Annotated in this window: 30 protein-coding genes and 2 pseudogenes; 7 read left to right on the top strand and 25 right to left on the bottom strand. The window is 56.6% G+C overall.

All coding sequences use genetic code 11. The annotated features are described in order from the left end of the window. Positions 1-137 precede the first annotated feature (137 nt). Positions 138-875 (bottom strand): YebC/PmpR family DNA-binding transcriptional regulator, encoded by a 738-nt coding sequence (locus J3351_RS06960; RefSeq protein WP_005933929.1) that lies wholly within the window; start codon positions 873-875, stop codon positions 138-140. A 178-nt stretch (positions 876-1,053) separates the two neighbouring features. Further along, a complete protein-coding gene (locus J3351_RS06965) occupies positions 1,054-2,598 on the bottom strand; it encodes an RsmB/NOP family class I SAM-dependent RNA methyltransferase (protein ID WP_207697402.1) in 1,545 nt (514 codons plus the stop codon). Positions 2,599-2,687: 89 nt separating this feature from the next. On the opposite strand from J3351_RS06965, the gene J3351_RS06970 reads away from it, so the two are divergent. Further along, on the top strand, positions 2,688-2,843 hold the full coding sequence (locus J3351_RS06970) for a hypothetical protein (RefSeq protein ID WP_005933941.1): 156 nt from the start codon (positions 2,688-2,690) through the stop codon (positions 2,841-2,843). A gap of 70 nt (positions 2,844-2,913) precedes the next feature. On the opposite strand, the gene J3351_RS06975 is transcribed toward J3351_RS06970, so the two are convergent. The 10 genes from J3351_RS06975 to J3351_RS07020 form a co-directional block, all read right to left on the bottom strand. Further along, positions 2,914-3,318 (bottom strand): Mini-ribonuclease 3, encoded by a 405-nt coding sequence (locus tag J3351_RS06975; RefSeq protein ID WP_035394406.1) that lies wholly within the window; start codon positions 3,316-3,318, stop codon positions 2,914-2,916. Positions 3,319-3,491: 173 nt separating this feature from the next. Further along, a complete protein-coding gene (gene obgE, locus J3351_RS06980) occupies positions 3,492-4,775 on the bottom strand; it encodes a GTPase ObgE (RefSeq protein ID WP_207697403.1) in 1,284 nt (427 codons plus the stop codon). 181 nt (positions 4,776-4,956) lie between these two features. Beyond that, on the bottom strand, positions 4,957-5,208 hold the full coding sequence (gene rpmA, locus J3351_RS06985) for a 50S ribosomal protein L27 (protein WP_005923362.1): 252 nt from the start codon (positions 5,206-5,208) through the stop codon (positions 4,957-4,959). A gap of 14 nt (positions 5,209-5,222) precedes the next feature. Next, a complete protein-coding gene (gene rplU / locus J3351_RS06990; protein ID WP_035394408.1) occupies positions 5,223-5,534 on the bottom strand; it encodes a 50S ribosomal protein L21 in 312 nt (103 codons plus the stop codon). A gap of 131 nt (positions 5,535-5,665) precedes the next feature. Further along, positions 5,666-6,724 (bottom strand): prolipoprotein diacylglyceryl transferase, encoded by a 1,059-nt coding sequence (gene lgt / locus J3351_RS06995; protein ID WP_207697404.1) that lies wholly within the window; start codon positions 6,722-6,724, stop codon positions 5,666-5,668. Then, positions 6,721-8,040: an EF-P 5-aminopentanol modification-associated protein YfmH gene (gene yfmH, locus J3351_RS07000; RefSeq protein WP_207697405.1), complete on the bottom strand. Its 1,320-nt coding sequence runs from the start codon at positions 8,038-8,040 to the stop codon at positions 6,721-6,723. Before yfmH ends, lgt begins: the two co-directional genes overlap by 4 nt. Further along, positions 8,033-9,316 (bottom strand): pitrilysin family protein, encoded by a 1,284-nt coding sequence (locus J3351_RS07005; protein ID WP_117503836.1) that lies wholly within the window; start codon positions 9,314-9,316, stop codon positions 8,033-8,035. Before J3351_RS07005 ends, yfmH begins: the two co-directional genes overlap by 8 nt. An 18-nt stretch (positions 9,317-9,334) precedes the next feature. Then, positions 9,335-10,147 (bottom strand): D-alanyl-D-alanine carboxypeptidase family protein, encoded by an 813-nt coding sequence (locus J3351_RS07010; RefSeq protein ID WP_207697406.1) that lies wholly within the window; start codon positions 10,145-10,147, stop codon positions 9,335-9,337. 223 nt (positions 10,148-10,370) lie between these two features. Then, positions 10,371-10,550, bottom strand: a complete 180-nt coding sequence (locus tag J3351_RS07015; protein ID WP_223453957.1) for a pentapeptide repeat-containing protein — start codon at positions 10,548-10,550, stop codon at positions 10,371-10,373. 204 nt (positions 10,551-10,754) lie between these two features. Beyond that, the gene (locus J3351_RS07020) at positions 10,755-11,006 is read right to left on the bottom strand and encodes an Hsp20 family protein (protein WP_374222236.1); all 252 of its coding nucleotides are present in this window, start codon (positions 11,004-11,006) and stop codon (positions 10,755-10,757) included. 55 nt (positions 11,007-11,061) lie between these two features. On the opposite strand from J3351_RS07020, the gene J3351_RS07025 reads away from it, so the two are divergent. Further along, entirely contained in the window at positions 11,062-12,018 is a 957-nt protein-coding gene (locus J3351_RS07025; protein WP_207697407.1) for a pyruvate kinase, read from the top strand. Between the two features lie 40 nt (positions 12,019-12,058). On the opposite strand, the gene J3351_RS07030 is transcribed toward J3351_RS07025, so the two are convergent. After that, entirely contained in the window at positions 12,059-12,778 is a 720-nt protein-coding gene (locus J3351_RS07030; RefSeq protein WP_207697408.1) for an ATP-binding protein, read from the bottom strand. A gap of 99 nt (positions 12,779-12,877) precedes the next feature. Here J3351_RS07030 and J3351_RS07035 point away from each other — a divergent pair, with 99 nt between their 5' ends. After that, on the top strand, positions 12,878-13,543 hold the full coding sequence (locus J3351_RS07035) for a Crp/Fnr family transcriptional regulator (RefSeq protein ID WP_207697409.1): 666 nt from the start codon (positions 12,878-12,880) through the stop codon (positions 13,541-13,543). Between the two features lie 40 nt (positions 13,544-13,583). Here J3351_RS07035 and J3351_RS07040 read toward each other — a convergent pair whose 3' ends face one another. From J3351_RS07040 to J3351_RS07060, 5 genes are all read right to left on the bottom strand, one after another. Then, the gene (locus tag J3351_RS07040) at positions 13,584-13,748 is read right to left on the bottom strand and encodes a hypothetical protein (RefSeq protein WP_207697410.1); all 165 of its coding nucleotides are present in this window, start codon (positions 13,746-13,748) and stop codon (positions 13,584-13,586) included. A gap of 28 nt (positions 13,749-13,776) precedes the next feature. Continuing rightward, complete coding sequence (locus J3351_RS07045; protein ID WP_156061404.1) at positions 13,777-14,067, bottom strand: hypothetical protein; 291 nt, start codon at positions 14,065-14,067, stop codon at positions 13,777-13,779. A gap of 17 nt (positions 14,068-14,084) precedes the next feature. Then, positions 14,085-15,020 (bottom strand): hypothetical protein, encoded by a 936-nt coding sequence (locus J3351_RS07050; protein ID WP_207697411.1) that lies wholly within the window; start codon positions 15,018-15,020, stop codon positions 14,085-14,087. 164 nt (positions 15,021-15,184) lie between these two features. Then, the gene (locus tag J3351_RS07055; protein WP_207697412.1) at positions 15,185-15,697 is read right to left on the bottom strand and encodes a GrpB family protein; all 513 of its coding nucleotides are present in this window, start codon (positions 15,695-15,697) and stop codon (positions 15,185-15,187) included. A 228-nt stretch (positions 15,698-15,925) separates the two neighbouring features. After that, positions 15,926-16,822 carry a LysR family transcriptional regulator gene (locus tag J3351_RS07060; protein ID WP_207697413.1) on the bottom strand — a complete coding sequence of 299 codons (897 nt, stop codon included), beginning with the start codon at positions 16,820-16,822 and terminating at the stop codon, positions 15,926-15,928. A gap of 116 nt (positions 16,823-16,938) precedes the next feature. On the opposite strand from J3351_RS07060, the gene J3351_RS07065 reads away from it, so the two are divergent. The 3 genes from J3351_RS07065 (at position 16,939) to J3351_RS07075 (ending at position 20,255) form a co-directional block, all read left to right on the top strand. After that, on the top strand, positions 16,939-18,330 hold the full coding sequence (locus J3351_RS07065) for a sodium-dependent transporter (RefSeq protein ID WP_156061409.1): 1,392 nt from the start codon (positions 16,939-16,941) through the stop codon (positions 18,328-18,330). 267 nt (positions 18,331-18,597) lie between these two features. After that, positions 18,598-19,059 carry an AEC family transporter gene (locus tag J3351_RS07070; RefSeq protein WP_156057676.1) on the top strand — a complete coding sequence of 154 codons (462 nt, stop codon included), beginning with the start codon at positions 18,598-18,600 and terminating at the stop codon, positions 19,057-19,059. Positions 19,060-19,124: 65 nt separating this feature from the next. Next, positions 19,125-20,255 carry an SLC13 family permease gene (locus J3351_RS07075; protein WP_156061411.1) on the top strand — a complete coding sequence of 377 codons (1,131 nt, stop codon included), beginning with the start codon at positions 19,125-19,127 and terminating at the stop codon, positions 20,253-20,255. A gap of 14 nt (positions 20,256-20,269) precedes the next feature. Here J3351_RS07075 and J3351_RS07080 read toward each other — a convergent pair. The 4 genes and pseudogenes from J3351_RS07080 to J3351_RS07095 all read right to left on the bottom strand — a co-directional run. Continuing rightward, positions 20,270-20,446: pseudogene (locus J3351_RS07080) on the bottom strand (L-2-amino-thiazoline-4-carboxylic acid hydrolase); the annotation flags it as partial. A 20-nt stretch (positions 20,447-20,466) separates the two neighbouring features. Beyond that, positions 20,467-21,309 carry a class I SAM-dependent methyltransferase gene (locus J3351_RS07085; protein ID WP_156061413.1) on the bottom strand — a complete coding sequence of 281 codons (843 nt, stop codon included), beginning with the start codon at positions 21,307-21,309 and terminating at the stop codon, positions 20,467-20,469. An 88-nt stretch (positions 21,310-21,397) separates the two neighbouring features. After that, entirely contained in the window at positions 21,398-22,009 is a 612-nt protein-coding gene (locus J3351_RS07090) for a class I SAM-dependent methyltransferase (protein ID WP_156061415.1), read from the bottom strand. Positions 22,010-22,223: 214 nt separating this feature from the next. After that, complete coding sequence (locus J3351_RS07095) at positions 22,224-23,006, bottom strand: ZIP family metal transporter (RefSeq protein WP_207697414.1); 783 nt, start codon at positions 23,004-23,006, stop codon at positions 22,224-22,226. A gap of 291 nt (positions 23,007-23,297) precedes the next feature. On the opposite strand from J3351_RS07095, the gene J3351_RS07100 reads away from it, so the two are divergent. Beyond that, positions 23,298-24,134, top strand: coding sequence for a hypothetical protein (locus tag J3351_RS07100; protein WP_207697415.1), 837 nt, complete (start codon positions 23,298-23,300; stop codon positions 24,132-24,134). Between the two features lie 219 nt (positions 24,135-24,353). Here the strand turns inward: J3351_RS07100 and J3351_RS07105 are convergent. The 3 genes and pseudogenes from J3351_RS07105 to J3351_RS07115 all read right to left on the bottom strand — a co-directional run. Then, positions 24,354-24,521, bottom strand: a pseudogene (locus tag J3351_RS07105) (low molecular weight phosphotyrosine protein phosphatase); the annotation flags it as partial. 82 nt (positions 24,522-24,603) lie between these two features. Next, positions 24,604-25,131 (bottom strand): isochorismatase family protein, encoded by a 528-nt coding sequence (locus tag J3351_RS07110; RefSeq protein ID WP_156057662.1) that lies wholly within the window; start codon positions 25,129-25,131, stop codon positions 24,604-24,606. A 212-nt stretch (positions 25,132-25,343) separates the two neighbouring features. Then, a complete protein-coding gene (locus J3351_RS07115; RefSeq protein ID WP_005934047.1) occupies positions 25,344-25,733 on the bottom strand; it encodes a C-GCAxxG-C-C family protein in 390 nt (129 codons plus the stop codon). Positions 25,734-25,750: the final 17 nt, after the last annotated feature.

Consider the following 25,750-nt stretch of genomic DNA (forward strand, 5'->3'; position numbering starts at 1 on the left):
TGGTTTTAAACACTTAAGGGCGGAGGAGATGATCGTGGTTGCCTGCTGATGCTTCTTCCGCCATGTAAAAAGCCGCTCTTTGTGCATCACAACACAAAAAGCGGCTTCATTACGTCCTTATTCAGACCTGCGGTGCATTATTCCGGCAGATCCTCTTCGTTCTCCAGGCTGTGCCAGACATTCTGGACATCGTCGTTGTCCTCCAGGGCATCCAGCAGCTTGCCCATTGCCTTGAGCTGATCGGGGTCGGTCAGGCGGGTGGTGGTCATGGGGACCATAGCCAGGTCGTCGCTCAGGATCTCGTAGCCCTTCTCTTCCATGGCCTTAACCACAGCGGAGTAGTTCTCGGGATCGGTGGTGATCTCAGCAGCCTCTTCGCCTGCATCAAAGTCCTCGGCACCGGCATCCAGAGCATCCATCATGGCCTCGTCGGCATCCTTATCCTCCAGAGAGATGTCAATGACACCCTTCTGGCTGAACAGGAAGGCCACACAGCCCATAGCGCCCAGGTTGCCGCCGTTCTTATCGAAGTAGTGGCGCAGGTCGGCAGCGGTACGGTTGCGGTTGTCGGTCAGGGTCTCGACCATGACAGCAACGCCGCCGGGGCCGTAGCCCTCGTAGGTGATGGCCTCGAACTCGGTCTTGTCGCCGCCCTCAGCCTTCTTGATGATGCGCTGGATGTTATCGTTGGGCACGCTCATGCGCTTTGCCTTGGCGATCAGGTCTGCCAGCTTGCTGTTGGAAGCCGGGTTGGGGCCGCCGTCACGGACGGCAACGCTGATCTCACGGCCGATCTTGGTAAAGACCTTTGCTCTTGCGCCATCGGTCTTTTCCTTCTTGCGCTTAATGTTGTTCCATTTGCTATGTCCAGACATGGGAACCTCCTAAAGTTTTATCGAAATCTCCGCCTGCGGGCAGACGGGCTGTGGTCGCCCGCTTGTGGCAGCACACAAAATCTAACTCTATTATTGTAGCACAATCACGAATCCCATTCAAGGGCTCCGGGCGTGTTTTTCGCTTGTTCGTGTTGGAAAACCGGCTTTTCAGGCCGGTTTACAGCAGCCGCAGGGCCTTGGGGTAATGGTTTTTGACCCGTCCGCCCGACACCTTGCCGCCGCCCATGGGGCAGCCATCCACGGTCACGCAGCACCAGCCATCAGCGGCAGTGTCCGCGGCGATCTCACGGCCGGAAAGGTACTCCGTTACCCGCGGGTCGGCAAGGGTCAGTGCTTCGCGGTTGGTGCAGAGCGCGCCGAATGCCGTGAACAGGTGGTGCTCCGGCACGAAGCGTCCCTTCTGCACGCTGCCCACGAACACCCCCGCCCGCAAGACATGCAGTCCCGTCTGTGGAAAGGGTACGGGCAGCAAAACGCTGCCGCCATGCACCACGGCAGGGCGGTCCGCCAGCGCCGGGAAATACTGCCGGGCAAACTCCTGCCATGCAGCAAGGCTCTGGGCCGGGGTGGCCTCCCCTGCCCCGGCATCCCGGCTGCGGGCGCTGCGGCCCTGCACAGCCTCCCGCAGGGCACGGCTGCTCTCCCGGCGGGCGCTGCGGGCATCCGGGGCCTTGGCAGGCTTGCCGCCCCTGCTTCCCTTCTGCTTTTTGCTCTGCTCTGCGGCAGCAGCCAGCCAGAGTTCTTCCTCTGCCGTATAGGTTCCGGGGGCAGGCAGCGCCCGCGGCGTGCCAGCCTTGACCAGACGGGCAATAAAATGCCCCTCGCCGCCCTGACAGGGCCAGATCCGGCGCACTTTGTTCACATCCAGCGGCAGGCCGCCGGTGCGGTTTGCCTCACCCGGGCTGCCAAAGCTGTAATCCACATTGCCGAACACATCGGCCAGCGTGAACTCCGGGTGGCGCTGCAAAAATGCCGCCACCTGTCCCTCGTCCTCTTCCGGGGCAAAGGTGCAGGTGGAGTAGATCATCTCGCCGCCGGGGGCCAGGCAGGCCGCCGCGTTGTCCAGGATCTGTGCCCCCAGTGCGGCGCACTGCTTTACCAGCGCTTCACAATGCTGGGTCACAGCCACGGCTTCCTTGCGGAACATCCCCTCGCCGGAGCAGGGTGCATCCACGAGAACACGGTCAAAAAACTCCGGCAGAGCGGCGGCAATGCGGCCAGTGTCCTCGTTCAGCACCACGGCGTTGGGCACGCCCATCCGCTCCAGATTGCTCCGGAGCACCTCGGCGCGGGCGGCAACGAACTCGTTGCTCACCAGCAGTCCCTGCCCGCCCAGCGCTGCCGCCAGCTGGCTGCTCTTGCCGCCGGGGGCCGCGCAGGTATCCAGCACCCGCATCCCGGGCCGGACCCCCAGCAGGGGCGCGGCACTGGAAGCGGAAGGCTCCTGCGAGTAGAACACGCCCGCATGGTGGTAGGGGTGCCGCCCGGGCTTGAAGGCGGGGTCCTGCACCACAAAGCCTGCCTTGCAGAAGGGCGAGGGCTCCACCGGAAAATCTGCCTGCGCGGCAAACTGCTCCGGCGCAGCACGCAGGGCCGAGACCGTTACGCCCCGGGCAGCAGTCTCCTGCGGGGCGGCATAGAGAGCATCGAACCGGTCGCCCAGCAGAGCGCGCTCCCGGCGCTCAAAATATTCCGTAGGCATGAAAGCTTATCCTCCCATGAATAAAGCCGCCGTTCGCGGCAAAACTAAGGCTGTGAGGGAAAGCCCCCTCACGAAAGGAGTAACGAACCATGAAGGACCACAGCGAGAATCGCACCGAAAACCGCACGAACAACTGCAAGAACCAGAGCCAGAACCGCACCACCAATCAGACCACCAACGAGCACAAGCACCCCAACCAGTATACCAAGGGTGCTGACGACGAGGGTGCCAAGAACAAGAAGTAACACCGCATAAGAAAGCCCGCTGCCTTCCCTGCACTGTTTTCCAGTGCGGAAAGCAGCGGGCTTTCGCGTTTTATTTCTGGTTCGGGTCAAACTGCTGCCACAGGGCATCGAACAGCTCTTCCACACGGGCCATCTGCCCGGTGAGGTAGAGCCAGCCCAACAGACACTCAAAGCCGGTGGAAGCGCGGTATTCCTCGGGGGAAGCGTGCTTGGCCACACTGGCCTTGCTGGCGTTGCGGCCCCGCTTGAACACAGCCAGCTCCTCCTCTGTGAAGAGCGGCTCCAGCAGCTGCTCCTCCCGGAACTGTGCCCGGGCCGAGACATACTTGACCTTTTCCACATTGAGCTTACCTGCCGACATCCGGTGGTGCCGTGCCAGACGGGTGCGCACCAGCAGTTCCAGCACGCTGTCTCCCACAAAGGCCAGCGCCAGCGGATTCAGCTCACGGGGGTCGATGGTTTCCGATTCGTTCATAAGAAAATCCCTTTTGTCAGCGCCCTCACCCTCTCCGTCAGTGCTTCGCACTGCCACCTCTCCCGAAGGGCGAGGCTTTGGCAATCCACGCAAAACAGCTTGTTTTTGCCAAGGGCTCCCCCTTTGGGGGAGCTGGACGCGAAGCGGCCTGAGAGGGCGAGCCAGTTAACCTCTTAGAAGATATAATCGAACTGATACTCACCAATGAGGATGGTGTCGTTCTCCTGCACGCCCTTTTCCACCAGTTCGGTCAGGATGCCGCTCTCATCCAGCTGACGCTGGAAATACTGCAGGCTCTCGTAGTCATCCACATTGCTGCCGGCCAGGATATACTCCAGCCAGGGCGCGTCGATGCTCCACACATGGGCCTCCATCCGCTGGATGGTATAAGCACGGTCGTTGGCCTTGGGCTCGGGCTTCTTGTACTCGGGGGTGAACACGGGCACCGGCGGGATATCCTTCAGGCGGTTGTAGACCAGGCCCGGCAGCTCCCACACGCCCTGCATGGTGGCGGCAGAGATGGGCACAAAGGTCAGGCCCTTGCCCTCCACATAGCTGCGGAAGCTCTCGATCTGCTCCTCGGTGGCCAGGTCGCACTTGTTGCCCACCACGATCTGGGGGCGCTGTGCCAGCTCGGGGCTGAACTTTGCCAGCTCCTCGTTGATCTTTTCAAAGTCCTCCACCGGCTCACGGCACTCGCTGCCGGAGACATCCACCACATGCAGCAGCAGGCGGCAGCGCTCCACATGGCGCAGGAAGTCGTGGCCCAGACCAATGCCCTCGCTGGCACCCTCGATCAGGCCGGGGATGTCGGCACAGACAAAGCTGGCACCCTCACCCACCGACACGACACCCAGGGTGGGCACCAGCGTGGTGAAGTGATAGTTCGCGATCTTGGGCTTGGCCGCGCTGATGGTAGAGATGAGGGTGGACTTGCCCACATTGGGGAAGCCGATCAGACCCACATCAGCAATCAGCTTCAGCTCCAGCGTCACCTGGATGTCCTCGCCGGGCATACCGGGCTTGGCAAACTTGGGGATCTGGCGGGTAGGCGTTGCAAAATGTGCGTTGCCGTAGCCGCCGCGGCCGCCCTTTGCGATGGTGACGGGGGTGTGGTCGGACAGGTCCGCGATGACCAGCCCGCTCTCCGCGTCCTTGATCACGGTGCCCAGCGGCACCTTGATGATGAGGTTTTCGGCATTCTTGCCGTGGCAGAGGCTTGCGCCGCCCTTGCCGCCCTCGGGGGCAGTGTACTTGCGCTTGTAGCGGAAGTCCATCAGGGTGGAAAGATGATCGTCCGCCACAAAGATGATGTCACCGCCGCGGCCGCCATCACCGCCGTCTGGGCCGCCAGCGGCCACGAACTTCTCACGATGGAAGCTCACTGCGCCATCGCCGCCCTTGCCCGCATGGAGCCAGATGGTGGCGATATCGATAAAATTGGTTTGTGCTGCCATACAGCCCCTCCTATTCTTAAAAAGCCTTTTCCCTATATTCAGCTCCCCTACTAGGGGAGCTGGCCGCGCCAAAGTGCGGACTGAGAGGTTTGATTTCCAAACAGAAAAGGCTTTTTCGTTACCTAAAAAGAGCCGGGCCACGAGGGTCCGGCTCTTCGGGTTGCAGTTTTTCAGGCAGAAGTTACTGCTTCACGCTGCACTTCTTGCCGCTCTTGCCCACGCGCTCAAAACGGACAGTACCGTCAACCAGAGCAAACAGGGTATCATCGCTGCCCTTGCCAACGTTCTCACCCGGCATGATGTGGGTGCCACGCTGACGAACCAGGATGTTGCCGGCCAGAACGAACTGACCGTCTGCACGCTTGGTGCCCAGACGCTGTGCTGCGGAATCGCGGCCGTTCTTGGTGCTGCCTACGCCCTTTTTATGTGCCATTGTAATTTACCTCCTTAGCCGTTGATCGCAGTGATCTCAACCTTGGTGTAGGGCTGACGATGGCCCATGCGGCGAGCACTGTGCTTCTTTGCGCGATAGGTGATGATGTTCAGCTTCTTGCCCTTGCCATTCTTGATGACCTTGGCAGAAACGGAAGCGCCCTCAACAACGGGAGCGCCAACCTTGACAGAACCCTCCTCGCCAATAGCGAGAACCTGATCAAACTTCACTTCGGAGTCGGCCTCAACGTCCAGCTTTTCGATGTAGACGATGTCGCCCTGCTCCACGCGGTACTGCTTACCGCCGGTAACAATGATTGCGTACATTTGTTTCATTCCTTTTCGTTGTACTCGCTGGTCGTAAAGGCAGGCCCTCACGGGGCCGTTTCCGGTGCCCACACCATGCGGCTAGAATATTATAGCAGAAAAAAGTCCGCTTTGCAAGGGCTTTTTGCACTTTACTCCGGATTTTTTTCGTTCTTTTCCGGGTGTTCGCGCCGGTCCAGCGCTTTCTTTACGGTTTCATTCCACGCTGCCGTTTTCTCAACGAACTCCGCGCGGGATGCAGAGGCCGGCAGAGCAGCGTCCGTCCCCGCAAAAGTGATGGGGCCGTCCAGCTTTTTCATCCGTGCCCGGTTCTCGCTGTTCAGGGGCAGCTCTACCATCAGGGGCTTGTCCCTGAACTTCCTTGTCAGGAGAATCTCGGCGATCACGCCGCCCACAACGGCAATACCTGCCACCAGCTGGGACACCCGCAGGCCGATGCTGGGCACCAGCAGCAGGCTGTCGGTGCGGAGGGCTTCGATCCAGAAGCGGCCCGCGCCGTACCAGACGAGGTACCGCAGGGCGATATCCCCTGCAAACCTGCGCTTTTTGAGGTAGCGCACCAGCAAGAACAGACCCACAAAGCACCAGATGCTCTCATATAAGAAGGTGGGATGCACCGGCAGGTTCGGGTCGATGGTCACGCCTTTGGGCACCGTAACCACGCTGCTCGTCAGGTAATCGTGGGTCGCCTGGCTGTACATGCCCCAGGGCAGAGTGGTGTTGCAGCCAAAGGCCTCCTGATTGAAGAAGTTGCCCCAGCGGCCGCAGCCCTGCCCGATGAGGAAGCCCATGGCCGCCAGATCGAACATGGGCAGCACGGGAACTTTCCGCCACTTACAGGCCAGACCTCCGAACAGAAAGGCTCCGATGATGCCGCCGTAGATGGCAAGACCGCCATCCCGGATGGCCAGCACATCTTTCAGGCTGTGGTACTGATAGGGCGAAAGGGCCACATAGTAGAGCCGGGCACACAGGATTCCCATGACCACACCGATGAGGATGACATCCACCATGGCATCGGCATCCACGCCGAACTCCACACTGTGCCGGAACGCGAACACCAGCGCCAGGCACATGCCCACGGCAATGCAGACACCGTACCAGTAAATGTTCATGCCTCCGATGGAAAAGGCCACGCGGTCAAGCTCAAAGCTCAGCCCCAGCCCCGGAAACTGCACCAGATTCGTCATTCTTCCATCTCCTCCTCATCGTCCGGCTCTTCCCCGGCCGTGCCGTCGGGCTGGATGTACATCACAGCCATCCGCTCCTCGCTCAGGATCTTCTGCAGCGCCGCGTCGGCATCCTCTGCCGTCAGCGCCGCCAGCGTGGCGATCTGCTGGGCCACGGTCTGGCCGCTGAGGGCAAAGTCTGCCATCTGGCTGGCCGAGTCCTCTACGTTCTCCAGATTTTCGATCAGCTGGCCGTATTTTTCATGCTTGCACAGGGTAAAGATCTCCCGATCCACGCCCTCAGCACGGATGCGCCGGATCTCCTCCAGCAGCAGCTGCTTCACGGTGTCGGGCACATCGCTCTCGCCGGTGAACAGGATGCAGCAGCAACCGTCCACCCGGAGCACCTCCCCGCCAAAGCCGGGGTTGGTCAAGCCCTCATCATAGAGCTTCCGGTAGAGCCTCGACATGCCGCCAGAGATGCAGCAGAGAATGAGGTCATACAGGATCTCGCTGCGCAGGTCGTCATGCTGCAGCGGCCGCTCCTTGAAGCCGATGCCGAAGCAGGGCTTGGACACCGGCATTGTAATGGTCTTTTCGGCAGCGGCCAGCGTCATGGGTTCCTCTGTCCAGAGCCGCTGTACCCGCTCCACCGGGCGCGCTTCCATCAGGCCGTGGCGCGCACAGGCCGCCAGGATCTGTTCCATGCTGGTGCTGCCTGCGGCGGCCAGCACCATGTTGTTGGGGGCATAGAACGCCTTGCAGCAGTCGTACAGCATCTCCGGCGTGATCTCTGCAATGCTTTCCACCGTGCCCGCAATGTCGCTGCGGATGGGGTGGCTGTGATACAGGCACTCACACAGGCCGGTGATGAGCCGCCAGTCGGCGCTGTCGTCATACATTTTGATCTCCTGCCCGATGATGCCCTGTTCCTTGGCGATGGTCTGCTCAGTAAAGTAGGGACGGCCCACCATGCCCAGCAGCACATCCAGGCTTTCGTCCAGCTGCTCGGTGGCGGTAAACAGGTAGCAGGTGCGGTCAAAGCTGGTAAAGGCATTGGCGTTGGCACCGGTCTTGGCGAACTTTGCAAAGGCATCGCCGTCCTCATCCTCAAACATCTTGTGTTCCAGAAAATGTGCCACACCGGCGGGCAGGTGCACTTCCCTGCCGTCCACCCGGAAATCCCGGTCAATGGAGCCAAAGCGGGTGGCATAGATGACATGAGTGCCAGAATAGCCCGGCATGGGCCGCACCAGCACCGTCAGGCCCGAGGGCAGCACCTTCCACTCATCGGCGGCGGCCTCGGTCAGGGCACGGTTCGTGTTCTGTTCAGGCATGGGCGCTCTCCTCCTCTCGGGTCAGAAGATAGCTGACTGAAAGGGTCAGCTGCCGCAGGACGGTGCGGACATCCTCCTCGGTCACAGCCTGCAGGGCCGCGCGGGCATCGTCCGGGGTCTGCACCGGGCCGCCCCGCAGCACCTCCATGTAATACCAGGTCTCAATGCCGCCCAGCGTATCCTCAATGCCCGCCATCCCGCTCAGCAGGGAGCGGCGGCAGTCCTCAAGCTCCTCAGCCGTGATGGGGCCGCTGCGCAGGTCATCCAGCTCCTTCAGGATCGCTTTTTCGGCCCGGGCCGCGTCGGCGTGCTCCACGCCGCTGTTCACAGCCATGCTTCCGGTAAAGCTCTGGAAGCTGGACGAGCAGTAATAGCACAGATGATCCCGTTCCCGCACGTTCAGGAACAGGCGGCTGGTCACACTGCCGCCATACAGCGCCATGGCAAGCCGCACCGCCGCCATCTGGTCGGGGCGCATGGGCACGCCCAGCGTGAACAGCATGCAGAGCTTGGCCTGCACCGTGTCAAAGCACTCTACCCTGCGCACGGCATCCTGCCGGGGCATGGCAAGGTTCTCGCACAATGGCAGCGGGGCCCGCCCGATGTGGGAAAGCTCTTCCAGCAGGGCCTGCTTCACCTGCTCGGTCTCCGCTTCCCCGCAGCCCAGCACCAGCAGCTCGATGCTGGCGGTGCGGAGCATCTCACGATAAGCCTCTGTCAGCGTTTCCGGGGTCAGGCCGTCCACCTCGTCCAGATAGCCCTCCTGCCGGATACCGGCAGGGCTGCTCCCAAAGAACTCCCGGTTGGCCTGCCGCTGGCAGTAGATGCGCTTTTCGTTGATCTCATCCTCCAGCGCCTTTTTCAGCATCTGCTTTTCGATGGTGACCGCCTCCGGGTCAAACACACCGCCCACAAAATAGGGATGGAACGCCGTGCCCAGCGCCAGCGCGGCATACTCCCGGGTCAGGGCCTCGCCCTCCAGTGCAAAGCGGTCCTTGATGCCGGTCACACTGACGCAGAGGTTGTGGTTTGCACCCAGCGGGCGGGCATCCACGGTCAGATCCGCGCCGTACAGCCGGGCAAGCTTTTTGGTCATCTGGGTCATATCCGGGCAATCCGCATAGCCCCGCTCCATCAACAGAGGCAGCAGAGCGTGGGCGGTTGCCGTCTCCCGCCGTGCCGGAAACGCAAAGTGGATGCTGATCCGGCAGCGGTTGAATTTCTGCGCCGGGTCCCAGGAAAGATGGACCCCGGGCGCGATCTCGGTTCGTCTCAACAGTCGTTCTCCTTTTTGTTACAGCTTTGTGCGCTCCAGCGCAAGGAACTCCTCCAGCGAGAGTCCGGACGCGCGGATGGCGAGGGCATTTTCCACCCCCACATAGCGCCAGTGCCAGGGCTCGTATACCATGCCGGTGGCGGCCTGCCGCTCCTCCGGCCAGCGGAGGACAAAGCCATACTCCGCAGCGTAGGCGGTCAGCCACTCGTAGGCGCGGGTATCGGCAAAGCGGGTGGTCTTTTCGGTGCAGTCCGGGCTGAGGATGTCCGCCGCATAGCCGGTGGCCTGCTCGCTGGCATTGGCCGGGGGGCAGACGCAGGCGGCATAGGCCGCAGCCTCCTCTTCGGAAAGCCCCTTTTCCAGATACACCTGCTTCCGGGCATCAAAGGCCGCTTCCCGTGCGGAAACATCCTGATAGCCCGTCACCAATTCCAGCGTGATACCGTCTGCCGCCGCAGCTGCCGCCATGGCGTGGTACTGCTCTGCGGCTTCCGCTTCCAGCTGCTGGCCCGTGGCATCATCCGCCACCGCAAGGGCCGGGGCAGGCTCTGCGTCCAGCGGCAGATTGCCGTTCACCAGCACCAGCCGGGCATCGGCAAGGTTCAGCTGGTATTCGGTGCCATCGTAATTTCTGGCCACAAAGTCCTCCGGCCCCGCGATCAGGGCGTGGGCCTTGGGCAGCAGCCATAAAATGCCGCTGGTCATCAGGGCAACAGCCGCGCCGCAGGCCGCCAGAAACACGGCCCAGTTCCGTGCCAGACGCAGGCAGCGCCGGATCCTCCACTCCCGCCGGGTCATCCGCCGCCGGGGCGCTTGCTTGTTTTGGTTCATCGATATCGGTTCCCTTCTCACATCATTTCGCAATGCACAGCCGCACAATTACATTATTTTATTATACACTTCTTTCGCCGGGGTGTAAACGGAAAGGGATGTTAAAAAATTGTGTCTTTCAAAAAAGGGAGTTCCGTTACGGACGAACGTCCGAGCAGAACTCCCTTTGGGGTTTATAAAAAATCCCGCGTTAAAGCGCTTTCCTCAATTCAGAATTTTCCCGTCAATGGAGAGGGTGACCGGCTACCGTGGCAGAGGACTCGTTCAGCATGGTATGGTCCAGCTCACATTTTGTAAAGGAGCAGTCCACAAATACGCAGTCTGCAAAATCGCAGCTCTCAAAAATTTCCCCGGCAAACGACAGGCCAGTAAACCGTTCCCCTTCACAATAACGTTCCGTCATGTAATTCTCCTATCAGCGCAGTTCTTCCAGCAGGGCAGTGCAGCCCTCCAGCACATCCTGAAATTCCGAGTTGTCGTTCTCAGTATACCATGATTTTTCTCTGCGGAAAAGATACCAGGAAATAAAAACGGCCCCGGAGGGCTTGTTACAGCTCTCCGGGGCCACTTTATGTGCGTGTGTGACTTAGCGCACACGACCGGCGTTTTACTCGATTGCAATCAGATTCGGGTTCTCAGGCAAAGCCTTCGTCTGCTGAGGAGCAGGCAGCTCGACGTGCAGGACACCATCCTCGAACTTTGCGTGGATGTCTTCCTTCTTCACATCGCCCACGTAGAAACTGCGCGCGCAGGTGCCGGAGAAGGATTCGCGCCGCAGATAGCGACCCTTCTTATCCTTTTCGTCGTTGCTGTGGCTGCGGGCTGCCACGCCTTTTTTCGTTGCCGCCTGGTTTGGCACTTTTCAACGGCCCCGTTCCGTGTTACAATAGGAAAAAACGAAACCGGGTGATTTTTTGGAATTTTATGGTACCATCGGCCCCGCCTGTGCCCAGCTGGAGACCTTGCAGCGCATGGTGGAAGCTGGCATGACGGGCATCCGCATGAACCTTTCCCACGGGCCCCTTTCGGCCCACAAAGACTGGCTGGATATCATCCACGCCGTGGGCATCCCCCAGCTGCTCATCGACCTGCAGGGGCCGGAGCTGCGCATTGGCACGCTGCCCCAGCCCCTTGTGCTGGAACCAGGCCAAAGCCTCCGGCTGGGGCAAGGGGGTATCCCCTGCCCGGCGGCGCTGGTGCATGCAGCCCGGCCGGGCCAGAACCTCCTGCTGGACGACGGCAGGCTCCTTGTGCAGGTGGCCGAAGCCGATGGCGCTGCCCTGCAGTGTACTGTGGTACGGGGCGGCACCCTGCAAAGCCGCAAAAGCCTTGCGGCACCGGGGCTGACGGTGGCCTCCCCCACGTTGACGGAGGAGGACCTGCAAAACCTGCAGCTGGCGGGAGCCTGCGGCGTTACCGGGGTGATGCTGCCCTTCGTGCGGGGGGCTGAGGACATCCGCACCCTGCGCCGGGCGCTGGAACAGGCCGGGGCCGGGCAGATCCGCATTTTTGCCAAGATCGAGAGCCTTGCGGGGGTACAGGCCCTGCCGGAGTTCCTACCCCTTGTGGATGAAGTGGTCATTGCCCGCGGGGACCTTGGCAACGCCATGCCCCTGTGGGAGCTGCCCCGGTGCCAGAAACAGCTTTCGGCAGTCTGCCGGACTGCCGGGGTGCCCTTTATGGTGGTGACCCAGATGCTGGACAGTATGTGCAGCCGGGCGGTCCCCACCCGCGCCGAGGTCAGCGACATCTACAACGCCGTAGCAGACGGCGCTTCCAGCGTGATGCTCACCGGGGAGACCGCCGCCGGGCAGTACCCGGTGGAGGCCATGGAGTATCTTGTGCGCACGGCCCGCACCGCCTTGGAATAATCCAAAGTCAAATACACTCGGTCGATCTGCGTTGCCGCATTTAGTCCAGAATTTTTCCGTCAATGGAAATGGTGACCACCTGCCACGGAATGAACTTTCCGCTGGTCTGCAGTGCCTTTTTTGCGGCCATCTCCAAGCCGCCGCAGCAGGGCACCTCCATGCGGAGAATGGTCACGCTCTGGATGTCGTTGCTGCGCAGGATCTCGGTGAGCTTTTCGCTGTAATCCACAGCATCCAGCTTCGGGCAGCCGATGAGGGTCACCTTGCCGCGCATAAATTCCTGATGGAAATTGGCGTAGGCGTATGCCGTGCAGTCCGCTGCAATCAGGAGCTTTGCGCCCTCAAAGTAGGGCGCATGGACAGGTGCCAGCTTGATCTGCACCGGCCAGTTGCGCAGGCGGGAAACTGGCTGCACGGGGGCAGAAGCTGCGCTTTCGGCAGCCTCCGGCTGTTCCAGCATCCGCATCCGGGAGCCGGGGCAGCCGCCCTCGTGGAGATGCTTCATCTTCTCCTGCAATTCCTTTTTCTTTTTGTTCTCCTGCACCGCCGCCTCGTCGTAGGCAGGAGCTTCCCGCTCCTCAAAGGTGATAGCACCGGTAGGGCAGCCCGGCAGGCAGTCGCCAAAGCCATCGCAGAAATTCTCCCGCATCAGCTTTGCCTTGCCGTTGATGATGTCGATGGCTCCCTCGTGGCAGGCGGTTGCACAAAGCCCGCAGCCGTTGCATTTTTCTTCGTCAATATGGATGATCTTCCGAATCATATCTATACTCTCCTGTTGTGGGTGTTTTTTGCATTTGCATCCTTATTATAGTATACTAAAGGCAACTTGTATGTTTGAATTCCAACAAGGAGGGCTTTTATGCAAAAATATCTGCCTGTTCTGCGGAACTGCCCCTTTTTTACCGGGCTTACCGACGATGAGATTTTGTCCATCCTGCACTGTGTCAGTGCAGTGAAAATCACCCGGCCCAGGGGCTCCTATATTTTCCGTGCCGGAGATTCCACGGAGGTCATGGGGCTGGTACTGTCCGGCTCCACCCTTGTGATACAGGAGGACCTTTGGGGACACCGTAATATCCTGTCCAAGTGCAATACCGGAGACTTTTTCGGCGAACCTTACGCCGCCACCCCCGGTGCCATCCTGAACATCAGCGTGGTGGCAGAGGAGAATTGCGAAATTCTGCTGCTGAACGTCAAGCGGTTGCTCACCTCCTGCCCCACCGCCTGCGACCATCACCAGAAACTCATCCGCAATCTGGTCAGCGTTCTGGCAAATAAAATACTGCTTTTTAACGATAAGATCACCCATGTCAGCAAGCGCACCACCCGGGAAAAGCTGCTATCCTACCTGTCTGCCGAATCCATCCGGCAGTCCTCCCTTTCCTTTGACATTCCCTTTGACCGTCAGCAGTTGGCGGATTTTCTCTGCGTGGAGCGTGCCGCTATGTCGGTGGAGCTTTCCAAGCTGCAAAGGGAAGGGCTGCTGGTCACCAAGCGGAACCATTTTGAGCTGTTGACCCGTTGACCGTTTCATGCGCCGCCCGCAGGCAATGTAGTAAAGTTGATCATCGCGTGCCATTATCCTTTATGAATTTCATAATGCAGCAGCCCATTGCAATAATAGCGAACAAAGTGTGCAGATCCAGCGTATCCGCACCCAAAAGACCCTCAAGGAAGCCGCCGACAAGCCATGCTCCCATAGTAAAAACCATCGCCCAGCCGTAGCCCATAGAAATTACTCCTTTGTAGAAATCGCTTTTATTGATTAAATGGAACCAGTTTGCCAGAAACGATTCCAATGAAATATAAAAGCCCGATCTCGATAGCCGCACAGATCACCAACAGAAGATTTGCAAGAGTTTTGCTGTTGCTCAACGTTTCAATACTTTTCCGGTATTGGGCAAAGACCCACATCTCAGAGGTAAAAAACAAAATGTAGAGAACGCTGCTCCGAAAAAGAGCCATCATATTCGATAGTGCATAATTGATTAGAAGAAGATTTATGGAATGAATAGCGACATCCAGAATTTTTGCAGCTTTTTGTTTCATACGCAATCGCTCCAAACTTACAGCTCAGTTTCCACTGCGAGCTGCTCCTGTCTTTCTTTTTCGTCGGCGATTTGGACATCAACATCCTCGTGCATCTTTTTCAGAAGCGTAAGGACACGCTTGATCTGGCCCTTGGTATTCTCTACACGGCTCTGTGCCTGATTGATGTGATCCAGAACCGCCCAGTCCGTAAACAGCCCATCAAAGAAGAAATCTGCAAATTTCAGAAAGCCATCCACCGTAATCTGAAGATCTGCGGTGATCTCAACATCGGCAAGCTCGGTTTTGAACCGCCGCAGTTCCACTTGAAGCTGTTCGATCTGCTCCTGTGCATTGTCCAGCTCCTCATACTTTGCAAGATCCACCCCAAGACCGCCGCCCATTACGTCCCATGTGCTCCAACCCTCGGCGTTGTCGAGGGTTTCCAGAACTTCGTTGACCGTATGCAATGCGGTCTTTCCGGCATTGATGGCCTCCAGCAGCTCCCGCTTTTGGACTTTCAGCGCTGCAATGCAGCTTTCGCTTTCAGCAACCTGCTGTGCGGCAGGGTGGGCGGAGACTTTGATAGTTTTGATCTTTTCAGAAAGAGCCGCCTGATACCGCCTTTCGCAATCGGACAGTTGCGCCAGCCTATTCTTAATCTGTTCCAGGTCGGCATCAACGGAAGAAAGATCATGGAGAGCAGCATCGTATTTCACACGGGCTGCATAGGCTTCCTGCCGTTCTTTGTCCAGCTTTTCATCCATCTTTCCGATCACCTGATAGAAAAATGCGGCAAGGCTGTGTCCTTCCAGACGATCAACATCGGCCTGTTCTGCCAGCTTGGATTTTTCCAGCTTTTTCAGGCGGTCAGCAAGCGTGTTCCGCTGAGAGGTCAGTTCTCTCTGCTTTGCTTCACAGCTTTTCTTTTCTGCAACCTGCTGCCAAAGCTCTTTCAAGGTAGAATCGCTCATAAATAATGTCCTTTCCCGGCATCCAATTTCCGTCCAGAAGCTGGTTTGCGAATTCTGTTATTGTTTCTCATCGTTTTCACCCAGAATAGCATCCGGCACAACCGTTTTAGGGATATCTGCCGAAGGGTGCAGAATGACTTATTTGCCTGACAGATCGGGAGATTTCAGATTCCCATTTCCGAATAAACCCCTTCGATGAAGGGAGATTTATATTCAATATAACGTTCAATATCGTCAGGGTATTTTTTCGCTCCCTCTTCTTTTATAAGAGAATATTTTCGCACAGCATCGGGATGTGTCCGAAGGTAATTTCTAAATGCGATGTGTCTTTTCAGCTCCGGTGAATCAGCCGGACACACATATAAATGATGTTTTTTCAGGTGATCTTTACCATCGTAGCGAAATGCCTCCCGGCCCGGAATACCGAGGTCTCCTTCATATTGATAACCAATTTTCTCCAAGGCAGAAATAGTATCTTTCAAAGCGTTGTAATCCTTAATAACTACATCTATATCAATAATCGGTTTTGCAGACAGCCCCTGCACGGAAGTACTCCCCACGTGTTCGATGCTAATTGCCAGCTGCCCAAGAGCATCCGTAAGTTCATTCTGTATTTTAAGAAAATCCAGTCTCCAATGTTCATCGAATGGTTCGACAACAATATGTTTCGTAATCATTTTACGCTCCCTCCTTGGCCTTCCAGTTGTTGCGTCCAGTATACCACACCAAATCCAATTGTAAAAGAGCTTATGTACGCCGCCCTTTACGGCATCCCGGTGGAGGACATTCTGGACGACTACACCCTGTTTCTGCGCCGGGGCGGCGGAGACTTCCTCCGCAGATACCGGGAGTCAAAAGGCTGGAACCGTCAGCAGCTTGCCGACCATGCAAAGGTCAGTTTGTTCTTATTTTATCTGCGGTGCATCCTTTTGCTGCCGGGTGGATTTCAGATATTCCAGCAGCGTCTGGCTCACCACCGAGCTGGCAGTTTTGGAAAACGCCAGCCCCAGCATCCGGCAACAGGCAGGCTTCAGCGGACGGGACACCACACCGGGGCAGCCAAATGCCTGCATCACCAGCTCCTGTGAGATGGTCACGCCCAGCCCGCTGCGCACGAACGCCATGATGAGGGTATCGTCCCGGAAGCTGTAAGAAATATTCGGCTTCACCGGGCATTTGAGCATCAGGTGCTGGATGTCATTATCACAGCCGGGCGTTTCAATGATGAGCGGATACTGAAACAGCTGCGACAGCGTTACGCTGGGTCGTGCAGCCAGTGGATGCCCCTCCGGGAACACGGCACACAACGGGTCGTCCCAGAGCGGGTAGAATTTCAGGTCGTCTGCCACAATGGATGAGAGAAAACCGCAATCCACCTGCCCATGGATGATCCATTCCCGGATCTCATCATAGTTGCCGTCCAGGATCTCTATACTCACCTTCGGGTAGTTCTCCTTGAAATAATGCACCACTTCCGGCATCCAGAGCGTTGTGATGCTGGAAAAGCTGCCCACCCGCAGCTTGCCCTCCACCTTGTGGTTGATATTGAACGCCGCCTGCCGCAGCCGGTTCTTCTGGTTGGCCAGTTCCCGGACGTAGGGCAAAAGACGTGTCCCGTTGTCGGTCAGGGTCACGCCCCGGTTGATGCGGGCGAACAGCTTCACGCCCAGTTCTTCTTCCAACCCCGCCATCATCTGGCTGATGCCGGATTGGGTATAGTTCAGTGCCTCCGCTGCTTTGGAAAAGCTGCCCGTTTCGCACACTTTCAAGAATATCTCGTATCGGTCTTTCTGTTCCCGCATCTCAAATGCTCCATAAGTAAAATTTATAGGTCGTAGTAATTTTATTCTGTTTACTGATATGATACTCCATGTTATCCTATATTACAATAGGAATTACGGATAGGAGTTTCAGAATCATGGAAAAGAAAGCAAGCAGTTTCTCCGGACAAATCGGATTTGTCCTTGCTGCCGCCGGAAGTGCGGTGGGTGTCGGCAACCTGTGGCGGTTCCCGTACCTTGCCGCAAAAGATGGCGGCGGTTTGTTTTTGCTGGTGTATCTGGTGCTGGTGCTGACCTTCGGTTTCACGCTGCTCACCTCGGATATCGCCATTGGCCGCCGCACCAAGCAGAGTGCCATCCGCGCCTACGAGACGATGCGCCCCAAGTGGAAATTCCTCGGCATCCTGACCTTTCTGGTGCCAGTTCTGATTATGACCTACTATGCCGTCATCGGCGGGTGGATCACAAAATATGCGGCAGTCTACCTGACCGGACAGTCTGCTGCCGCTGCTGAGGACGGTTATTTTACCAGCTTCATCACCTCGCCGGTCTCCCCTGTGGTGTTCGCTCTGCTGTTCATGGGCGTGACTGCTTTCATCGTGTACAACGGCGTGGAGGGAGGCATTGAGCGGGTGTCCCGCTACATGATGCCCATTCTGCTGGTTCTGGTGGTGGTGATTGCGGGTTACGCCCTCACCCTGCGCCACGAGGACGCCTCCGGCCAGATGCGCACCGGTCTGGAAGGTCTGCGCTACTACCTGACCCCGCACATGGAAGGGCTGACCGTCAGCCGCTTTTTGCAGATTTTGCTGGATGCCATGAGCCAGCTGTTCTTCTCCCTCAGCGTGTCCATGGGCATTATGATCACCTACGGTTCCTACGTCAAACCGGACGTAGACCTGAACAAAGCGGTGAATCAGATTGAGATCTTCGATACCGGCGTAGCCCTGCTGGCCGGTGCCATGATCATCCCCGCCGTGTATGTTTTCTCCGGCACCGAGGGCATGAGCGCAGGCCCCAGCCTGATGTTCGTCTCGCTGCCCAAGGTATTCAACGCCATGGGCAAGGCGGGCGTGTTCGTGGGCATCCTGTTCTTTGTCACCGCCATTTTTGCCACCCTGACCTCCTGCATCTCGGTGCTGGAATCCATCACCGCCAACTGCATGGAGATCTTCCACTCGGGCCGCAAAAAGACGGTGCTTGTGCTGGCGGTCATCTATCTGGCCGCCTCTGCCGTCATCGCACTGGGTTACAGCGTGTTCTACTTTGAGGTGCAGCTGCCCAACGGTTCTGCGGCTCAGCTGCTGGACATCATGGACTATGTCAGCAACAGCGTCATGATGCCTTTCATTGCCCTGCTGTCCACCATCCTGATTGGCTGGGTCATGACACCGGATTACGTCATTGACGAGATGCAGCGCAACGGCGAGACCTTCCGCCGCAAGAAACTCTACCGGGTGATGATCCGATACGTTGCTCCGGTGATGATGCTGGTGCTGTTTTTGCAGTCCACCGGGATCCTTGCTTAAGCCGTGAAGCTCCCGCTGGCTTTTGGGAAACCGGACGAGCAGAAAGGGATTTACCCCGACATGCTCGGTTCCGTTATCATCTGATCCACGCCATTGAGGGTGCATATAAGTATCGGAAAGACTGATGATACCAGTTTTAGCGGATGGTTCTGCGGAGCCATCCGTTTTTTCTTATTCAGATCGCATTTTTTCTGTTTTCTCTTGACGATGTCCCGCCAATGGAGTAGGATGGTGCTGCAAAAACGAATTGCAAAAGAGGAGATCCAAATGCAAATCAGCCTTTTATTGATGCAGCAGATCGCGCAGCTATTTCTGATTCTGCTGATGGGATATGCCGTTGTAAAAACCGGCTTGTTGAAGGCATCGGACAGTAAGGTGCTGTCTGTGGTCTTTGTCTATCTGGTCATGCCCTGTGTCGTTCTGAACGCCTTTCAGATCAAGGATACACCGGAGATCCGCACCGGGCTGCTTTATTCCATGGGCATCGCCGTTGGAATGCACGTTGTATTTCTGCTTCTGAATGCGCTGTTCCGCAAAGTTCTCAAGCTGGACGCCGTGGAGCAGGTCAATATCATTTACAGCAATGCCGCCGCCTGTGCAACGGTCACCTCCATGGCACAGCTCTATGACCGGGATGCTTCTCATTCCAGTGCGATCTATGTCCTGAGCACGCTGCTTTCCATCCTGACCATGCCGCTGATGATCGGGTTGTTTGAGCTGTTGCTCTGAAATACGAAAAAAGGCCGTCCGGCACCGTAGCAGGGCAGCCTTTACAACTACAAGGATGTGTCTCTATGAAACTCAAACAATTCATTCAGCAGGAAACGGTCCTCACCGCGGCCGCTGTGCTGGCCGTTGTCTCCGCCTTCTTTGTTCCACCGGATGTGCAGTATCTCGGCTACATCGACCTGCGCACGCTGGCGATCCTGTTTTCCCTGATGACGGTCATGGCCGGGCTGCGGCGGCAGGGCTTTTTTGATGGCCTGGGACGGGCATTGCTGTCCCGCACCCACAGCACCTTTCAGCTGACACTGGTACTGGTCGGGCTGTGCTTTTTCGGAAGCATGTTCATCACCAACGATGTTTCCCTGCTGACCTTCGTTCCCTTTACGTTCGTGGTCCTGAGCCGTCTGGGAGCGGATGTCCGCCGCTCCCTTCTGGTCCCGGTGGTCTGTATGCAGACCATTGCGGCAAACCTTGGCAGTATGCTGACCCCCATCGGCAACCCGCAGAACCTCTATCTTTACGGAAAAAGCGGCATGAGCATCGGGGGATTTGTGCTTCTTATGCTGCCCTACACACTGGTCTCTCTGCTCCTGCTGCTGGCTTGGGCAGCAATGGTCTGCCGGAAAGCCTCTGCCGCCCTCTCCGTGGACGAGATTGTTTCTTCCTCTGCGTCTCAGGGGGATCAGAAGATCATCCTGCTGTATCTGGTTCTGTTTGCCGTTTGCCTGCTGTCCGTGATCCGGGTGTTGCCCTATGGCATTGCCTTTGCCGCTGTACTCGTCTGCGCCCTTTTTGCAGACCCGCACACCTTACGGGCAGTGGACTATTCCCTGCTTTTGACCTTTGTGGCTTTTTTCATCTTCATTGGCAATCTGGGGCGCATTCCGGCCTTTTCCGGCTGGCTGCAGGAGTTTCTGACCGGCCGGGAAGTTCTGGTGGCGGTTCTTGCTTCGCAGGTCACCAGTAATGTTCCCGCCGCCCTGCTGCTGTCCGGGTTCACGGCAGAGACACAAGCCCTCATCATCGGCACCAATCTGGGAGGTCTTGGCACTTTGATCGCATCCATGGCCAGTCTTATTTCCTACCGGCAGATTGCACGGGAGCTGCCACAGGGGAAGAAGCAGTATTTTGGGCTGTTCACCCTGTCCAACCTGATTTTCCTTGCGATCTTGCTGGGTGTGTGGTTTTTGCTCCGCTGAGCGTAGCAGATGACTTATGGTTTTTCTATACCCTTTTTGTACCCGCAGTCGCAGTAGGGTCCGCCGGAGGCAAGGGTATACTGCCGCACAAAATTTGTCACACCGCCCGCTTCGCTCATGGTGTAGTCCAGATGGCACAGGGCGGGGGTCAGGTCGTACAGCCCCAGTTCCTTCATCAGCATCCACATCCCAAAGGGCATCCCGGCATATTTCATTGTCTGTCTCCAAATCCGATCTTCACGATCTGCATTTTCATCCCGTTGTCCCCGACCCTTGCAAGAAACCGGAAAAAGCCGCTGACGGAAGGATCTTTCAAATCGTTGTAACCCAGCATATAGCCCCGGCTGGACACTTGCAAACGGCTGTCCCATGGGGAAAGCTCGCCTTTTGCATCCGAAACCGCGAAATATGCTCCCACATCCTTGATTTTCGCCGTCCTGAGCCACGTTTTGGCAATCATCTTTACCGCCGTGCGGTTGGCGGCATCAAAGACCAGCACTCCGCCGGGGAAAGCGTCCGCCATCCCCTGCACCAGTTCCCGAACCTGCTCCGTCAGAAAGTAATAGAATACCCCGGAGACAAAGAACACCGCCCCGCCGGTGGCATCGATACGGTCAAACCATGCGGGGTCTTTCAGGTCGCAGGGGATGTTTTGCTCTCGCTCCCCGGCGGGCAGCAGCTGCTGCCGCAAGGTGATCACATCCGGGAAGTCCAGATTGTATATCTTGCATCTGCCGTTGTCGCAGGCTCTACCGGTGTTATCCAGCCCGCAGCCCAGATTGACCACTGCCGCACAGGGGTGTGTTTTCAGGTATGCCTGCACCTCAAAGGCAAGGTCATTCTGCCGCATAGCGACCTCCAGCGCACCGAAGCGCTGCATCATGCTGCGAGAATTTTTCTCTGCCTCTGAAAAGTCGTAGTCGATTTCATCGATCAGGCGCACCGCTGTTTCGTCCCGATAAAGGTTTGGATACAGCTCTGTGCACAGCTTCCGGGAATACAGTGGGAGAATCAGCGTCTCCTGCACGGTGTTTTTCTCGATTTTGTATTTCATAGCTTCCTCCCTGTTCTCCTCATTCTGCTTTCCGGCAGGCAAACCATGCCATGCTCTTCACTGTTCCAAGTGTTACGGTTGCACTACTTCACCGCTTTTGCGCCGTAACGCACAGCCAGCCCTTTTTATTTTTGTGGCTTTGGATCTGACAGAATCCTGCTTGTTCCAGATACTCTTTCAGTGCAGTATCCTTATAGATGGTCATCCCATTGATAATTTGTGTCCATCTGTCGTCTTTTGTTGTTTCGCCGTTCGCTTCGTTACAGATGAAAAAGATCCCGCCTGGCTTCAGCACTCGATAGACCTCTTTGAAATTCTGCGCAAGTTCCGGCCAGAAATAGACCGTTTCAAAGGCGGTCACCACATCAAACTGCTCCGCTTCAAACGGCAGCTCTGCCACACTTGCCTGTTGCACGGTACACCGTCCTGCCGCAATGGCTCTGGCATTGACTTTTTGCGCTTTTTCCACGCTGACGGCTGAGTAGTCGATGCCCTGCACCTTGCCGTTGGGGCACAGTTTTAACAGCGTTTTCATGTTCGCTCCACCGCCGCAGCCGCAGTCCAGCACCATAGCATCCGGGGCAGGCTGCAAAAAACGCAGCCCCCACGCTGCCATTGCGCTGTGGCCAAAGTTCATCATGGAAACCATGATCTTCCCGCCAAGACCTACGGGCTTGCGGGTGTTTTCAAAAAAGGACATAACACCACTCTCTTTCTATTTACAGTTCACAATGCAATGCTTTTCACGCAGTTCCTTGCGCTGTAGTTAGGTAAAGCTAACTTTTTTATTCTATAAAAAGCCGCATCTCAGCGGCCCTTCTGCTAAAATAATACGCCCTGCCGTCTCCTCTGTCAAGAAGTTTATGCATTTTCGGAGATTCCGAAATAGATTTCGTTTTCAAGACCCCCAACCGTCAACCCAGCGCCACATCCAGCACCATCATCACGCTGAAGCCTACCGCAAAAAACACGGTGCCAACGTTGGAGTGCTGCCCCTGCGACATTTCCGGGATCAGTTCCTCCACCACAACATACAGCATGGCTCCGGCGGCAAAGCTGAGCAGATAGGGCAAAGCGGGCACCACGATGCCTGCCGCCAGAATCGTCAGCACTGCCCCGATGGGCTCTACGATGCCGGACAGCACACCGCCCCAGAACGCCCGGCCTTTTTTCATTCCTTCCGCCCGCAGGGGCATGGAGATGATGGCCCCCTCCGGAAAGTTCTGGATGGCAATGCCAAGGGAAAGTGCCAGCGCCCCGGCGGCGGTGATCTGAGCAGTTCCGGCAAGATACCCGGCGTAGACTACGCCCACTGCCATACCCTCCGGGATGTTGTGCAGCGTCACCGCCAGAACCATCATGGTGGTGCGCTGGAGCTGGCTTTTTGGCCCTTCGGCCTGCAAGCTGTTCTGGTGCAGATGCGGGATGAGATGGTCCAGCAGCAGCAAAAACAGGATACCCAGCCAGAAACCCACCGCCGCCGGGAAAAACGCCAGCCTGCCCAGATCTGCTGCCTGCTCCATGGCCGGGATCAGCAAACTCCACACCGATGCCGCCACCATGACCCCGGCTGCAAAGCCGGTGAGGGCACGCTGGATGCCGTCGCTCAGGGAGTTTTTCAAAAAGAACACACAGCCTGCCCCAAGACTTGTGCCCAGAAAGGGGATTAAAATCCCCCAGAATGCGTCTTGTATCATGTAGTACCTCCTTGTGGTTAAGCGCAACTAACCACACAAGCAGTATACTGCGCTCCGACAAAAAGGTCAAGGGCTTTGCGGTATAGAGGATGCAGATCGTTTCCTGCATCGAAAAAATTTCGCCCCTGTAAACTTGTCTGTTTCTGCTTGACAACGCCCGGTGGGAGTGCTATTTTTACTTCGTGAATTTGTTTTAACTAACCATCTGAGGGGCTTTGCCCCTGCATTTTTTGCATCGATTGTTAGGTAAAGCTAACTGTTTTTTCAAAACTGAGATAGAGGTGTGTTACCATGAGATTGAAAAAAGTATTTGCAGGTGCACTTGCGGCCGCTATGCTGGTATGCGCTGTGGCAGTCCCGGCCTTCGCTGCGGAAGAGGTGGAACAGGAAAACTGCCTGACCTCCAGCTATGTCCAGATGAACATCCCCTACGCCGACTTCTACAAGGCTGCCGGTGTGGACAACGCATCTGAGATTGACGCTGTGACCAGCGCCACAAGGAACAAGACCCGTGCGGGCAACCTTGCCGTCGGTTCCTACCACGTCAACGCAGATGGCACCGACATCACCGGCGTTTCCTTCCCGGTCAAGGTGCTGACCCCGTGGGCGCTGAAGAACGCAAAGCAGGTCACCGATGCCGACAGCTACGATATTACCGTTACCCTGAAGGGCAAGGAATCCACCACCACCTACACCGGCGCAGATGCCCTGTTTGAGAACGAGAGCTACGCTTACTACACGCTCAGTGAGACCCCTGCCTACTACATCACCGCATGGTATAACCTGCTGAGCGGCAAGTGGGAGTTTGGCAAGGTCAACGCCACCGAGACCACCGTAGAGGGCACCACTGTGGAGCTGAATACCAACGGTCACCACACCACCTACGAGATGAAAATCTCCGGTTTTGATCTGGACTACAAGGCCAACAAGGTCTACGGCGTAGTTCTGACCACCGCCGATGGCAGTGAGTACGGCCTGCAACATGTGGCCAACATCTGGCATGGTACCAAGCTGGGCTTCAATGCCGATGATCCTTACTTTGCATCCATCATCGGCAAGACGATTACTCAGATCACCTACTACACCGCCAACGGTGTGTATGTCCTGCCGGTCAGCGTGGCGCTGTGAGTTTGCGGAAAACTGCCTAATTTATTGTAAAATATATCACAAAAGGGCAAGGTCGCTTGGCATCAGGCGGCCTTGCCCTTTTTATTGCAGATGGAGCCCAATCGCAGGGTCAACAGTTTTTACGTCTGCAATACGGAATCAATATTGCCGGCATTACTCTGCGAATCACAAAAGGGTCCATCCAGCAGCGTTTTGGCAATGCTGGCAGGCTCTACGCCCAGCCAGCTTGCGCCGGGCAGGCGGATAGACCGGGTTGCCGATTTCCTCGGTGCTTGTGGCCGCCGAGGCAATTTCAAACTGTGCGGAAATCCCCGCCTTTTCCACTAAGTCCTTCATCACAAATTCCGCCATAGGGCTGCGGCAGATATTCACATGATACTGATTTATTGATTTTACTGCAACATAATCTTGAAGTTTATGTAATGTATTTCGGTAACAAAGGTATTCAGCAAAGACCGTTTACGCTATATCATTTTTTGAGTAATTCCAACGCCCTGTCCATTGGTACGCAGTCTGCATATCGTTCAGGCCAGAGAAATTCATTATAGTAATGGTAAGCCTGTTCCCTAGTCATGTACTCATTGTCCTGCGTAGAATTTGCATAGGCAGGAACAATCATGTGTAAGCCATGCTCAAAACCAGCCTCTACCGTGGCATTGATACAGAAATCAGTCATAATGCCACAAATCATCACGTCTTTTTCTTCCTTTGCAGTCAGATACTCTAGCAGACCACTCTCTTTTTTGAACGCACTGCATACGGACTTGATAAACCGTTTTTCATCAGGCATCGGTTGAAACTCGGAATAAACCTCAAACTCATCATCCCCGATAGAGAATCCGGTATCAGGTCCATCATCATGCTGTACATAAATAACTTCTATGCCTTGTTCTCGAGCTGCTCCAATCAGCTTTTTGATATTACCAACAAACTTTCTGAACTCATATAAGCGTTCATCCACGATACCATTCTGTGCATCTACAACCAATAAAACCATGAATAATCTCTCCTTTTTGAGCTTTTTGCTTTGATTCAAAATAAACTAAATTCGTATATTATAATAGAGCGTAACTTCTGCTTCATACACCGATTCTGTATGAGAATCAAATCGCACCCATTCCACTAAATCAAACTGCCCCGGATATTCCATATCGGTCCCACAGTATGTATCACATAATGCCGTGGCAGATAAACAAGATCTTCTTCATCTTACTCTCCCAGCACCTCGCCCAGTGCCAGAACAGCGTTGCGGACGCACTCCGGGCACGGGCACAGCGGTGCGCCGTTCTCTATCCCCTTCAGATCCTTGCAGATGGTAGCACCGCACTTTTCCTGAAAGTTTTGCAGCAGCTCCTTGGAAATGCGGGGTGTGCCCTTGCCGTCGGTGACGATGCCCGCCACCATCACAGCGCCGATCAGTGCGCCGCAGGTGCTCTCCATGCAGCCCATGCCGGCGGCATAGCCTGCGCCCAGCTTCATCAGGGTGTCGGCATCCACCGGCAGCTTGTCCTCAAATGCCTTCAGCACCGCCTGTGCACAGTTGCACTGTCCAGTAGCTTTCCATGCGGCAGCCTGTGCCGCCCGTTCTTCGATGTTCATTTTACAGTCCTCTTTCT

It is taken from the genome of Faecalibacterium sp. Marseille-Q0746 (assembly GCF_017377595.1).
In the GTDB taxonomy this organism is placed as follows: Bacteria; Bacillota; Clostridia; order Oscillospirales; family Ruminococcaceae; genus Faecalibacterium; species Faecalibacterium duncaniae.

Excerpts from the sequence above, each read along its gene's own strand:
- rpmA (WP_005923362.1), bottom strand. The coding sequence starts at position 5,208 with ATGGCACATAAAAAGGGCGTAGGCAGCACCAAGAACGGCCGCGATTCC.
- J3351_RS07085 (WP_156061413.1), bottom strand. The coding sequence starts at position 21,309 with ATGAAATACAAAATCGAGAAAAACACCGTGCAGGAGACGCTGATTCTC.
- J3351_RS07075 (WP_156061411.1), top strand. The coding sequence starts at position 19,125 with ATGAAACTCAAACAATTCATTCAGCAGGAAACGGTCCTCACCGCGGCC.
- J3351_RS06975 (WP_035394406.1), bottom strand. The coding sequence starts at position 3,318 with ATGAACGAATCGGAAACCATCGACCCCCGTGAGCTGAATCCGCTGGCG.
- J3351_RS07060 (WP_207697413.1), bottom strand. The coding sequence starts at position 16,822 with ATGCGGGAACAGAAAGACCGATACGAGATATTCTTGAAAGTGTGCGAA.
- J3351_RS06960 (WP_005933929.1), bottom strand. The coding sequence starts at position 875 with ATGTCTGGACATAGCAAATGGAACAACATTAAGCGCAAGAAGGAAAAG.
- J3351_RS07045 (WP_156061404.1), bottom strand. The coding sequence starts at position 14,067 with ATGAAACAAAAAGCTGCAAAAATTCTGGATGTCGCTATTCATTCCATA.
- J3351_RS06965 (WP_207697402.1), bottom strand. The coding sequence starts at position 2,598 with ATGCCTACGGAATATTTTGAGCGCCGGGAGCGCGCTCTGCTGGGCGAC.
- J3351_RS07035 (WP_207697409.1), top strand. The coding sequence starts at position 12,878 with ATGCAAAAATATCTGCCTGTTCTGCGGAACTGCCCCTTTTTTACCGGG.
- yfmH (WP_207697405.1), bottom strand. The coding sequence starts at position 8,040 with ATGCCTGAACAGAACACGAACCGTGCCCTGACCGAGGCCGCCGCCGAT.
- lgt (WP_207697404.1), bottom strand. The coding sequence starts at position 6,724 with ATGACGAATCTGGTGCAGTTTCCGGGGCTGGGGCTGAGCTTTGAGCTT.
- J3351_RS07030 (WP_207697408.1), bottom strand. The coding sequence starts at position 12,778 with ATGATTCGGAAGATCATCCATATTGACGAAGAAAAATGCAACGGCTGC.
- J3351_RS07095 (WP_207697414.1), bottom strand. The coding sequence starts at position 23,006 with ATGATACAAGACGCATTCTGGGGGATTTTAATCCCCTTTCTGGGCACA.
- J3351_RS06970 (WP_005933941.1), top strand. The coding sequence starts at position 2,688 with ATGAAGGACCACAGCGAGAATCGCACCGAAAACCGCACGAACAACTGC.
- J3351_RS07015 (WP_223453957.1), bottom strand. The coding sequence starts at position 10,550 with ATGACGGAACGTTATTGTGAAGGGGAACGGTTTACTGGCCTGTCGTTT.
- J3351_RS07110 (WP_156057662.1), bottom strand. The coding sequence starts at position 25,131 with ATGGTTTTATTGGTTGTAGATGCACAGAATGGTATCGTGGATGAACGC.
- J3351_RS07065 (WP_156061409.1), top strand. The coding sequence starts at position 16,939 with ATGGAAAAGAAAGCAAGCAGTTTCTCCGGACAAATCGGATTTGTCCTT.
- J3351_RS07115 (WP_005934047.1), bottom strand. The coding sequence starts at position 25,733 with ATGAACATCGAAGAACGGGCGGCACAGGCTGCCGCATGGAAAGCTACT.
- J3351_RS07010 (WP_207697406.1), bottom strand. The coding sequence starts at position 10,147 with ATGAACCAAAACAAGCAAGCGCCCCGGCGGCGGATGACCCGGCGGGAG.
- J3351_RS07055 (WP_207697412.1), bottom strand. The coding sequence starts at position 15,697 with ATGATTACGAAACATATTGTTGTCGAACCATTCGATGAACATTGGAGA.
- rplU (WP_035394408.1), bottom strand. The coding sequence starts at position 5,534 with ATGTACGCAATCATTGTTACCGGCGGTAAGCAGTACCGCGTGGAGCAG.
- J3351_RS07070 (WP_156057676.1), top strand. The coding sequence starts at position 18,598 with ATGCAAATCAGCCTTTTATTGATGCAGCAGATCGCGCAGCTATTTCTG.
- J3351_RS07040 (WP_207697410.1), bottom strand. The coding sequence starts at position 13,748 with ATGGGCTACGGCTGGGCGATGGTTTTTACTATGGGAGCATGGCTTGTC.
- obgE (WP_207697403.1), bottom strand. The coding sequence starts at position 4,775 with ATGGCAGCACAAACCAATTTTATCGATATCGCCACCATCTGGCTCCAT.
- J3351_RS07050 (WP_207697411.1), bottom strand. The coding sequence starts at position 15,020 with ATGAGCGATTCTACCTTGAAAGAGCTTTGGCAGCAGGTTGCAGAAAAG.
- J3351_RS07090 (WP_156061415.1), bottom strand. The coding sequence starts at position 22,009 with ATGTCCTTTTTTGAAAACACCCGCAAGCCCGTAGGTCTTGGCGGGAAG.
- J3351_RS07100 (WP_207697415.1), top strand. The coding sequence starts at position 23,298 with ATGAGATTGAAAAAAGTATTTGCAGGTGCACTTGCGGCCGCTATGCTG.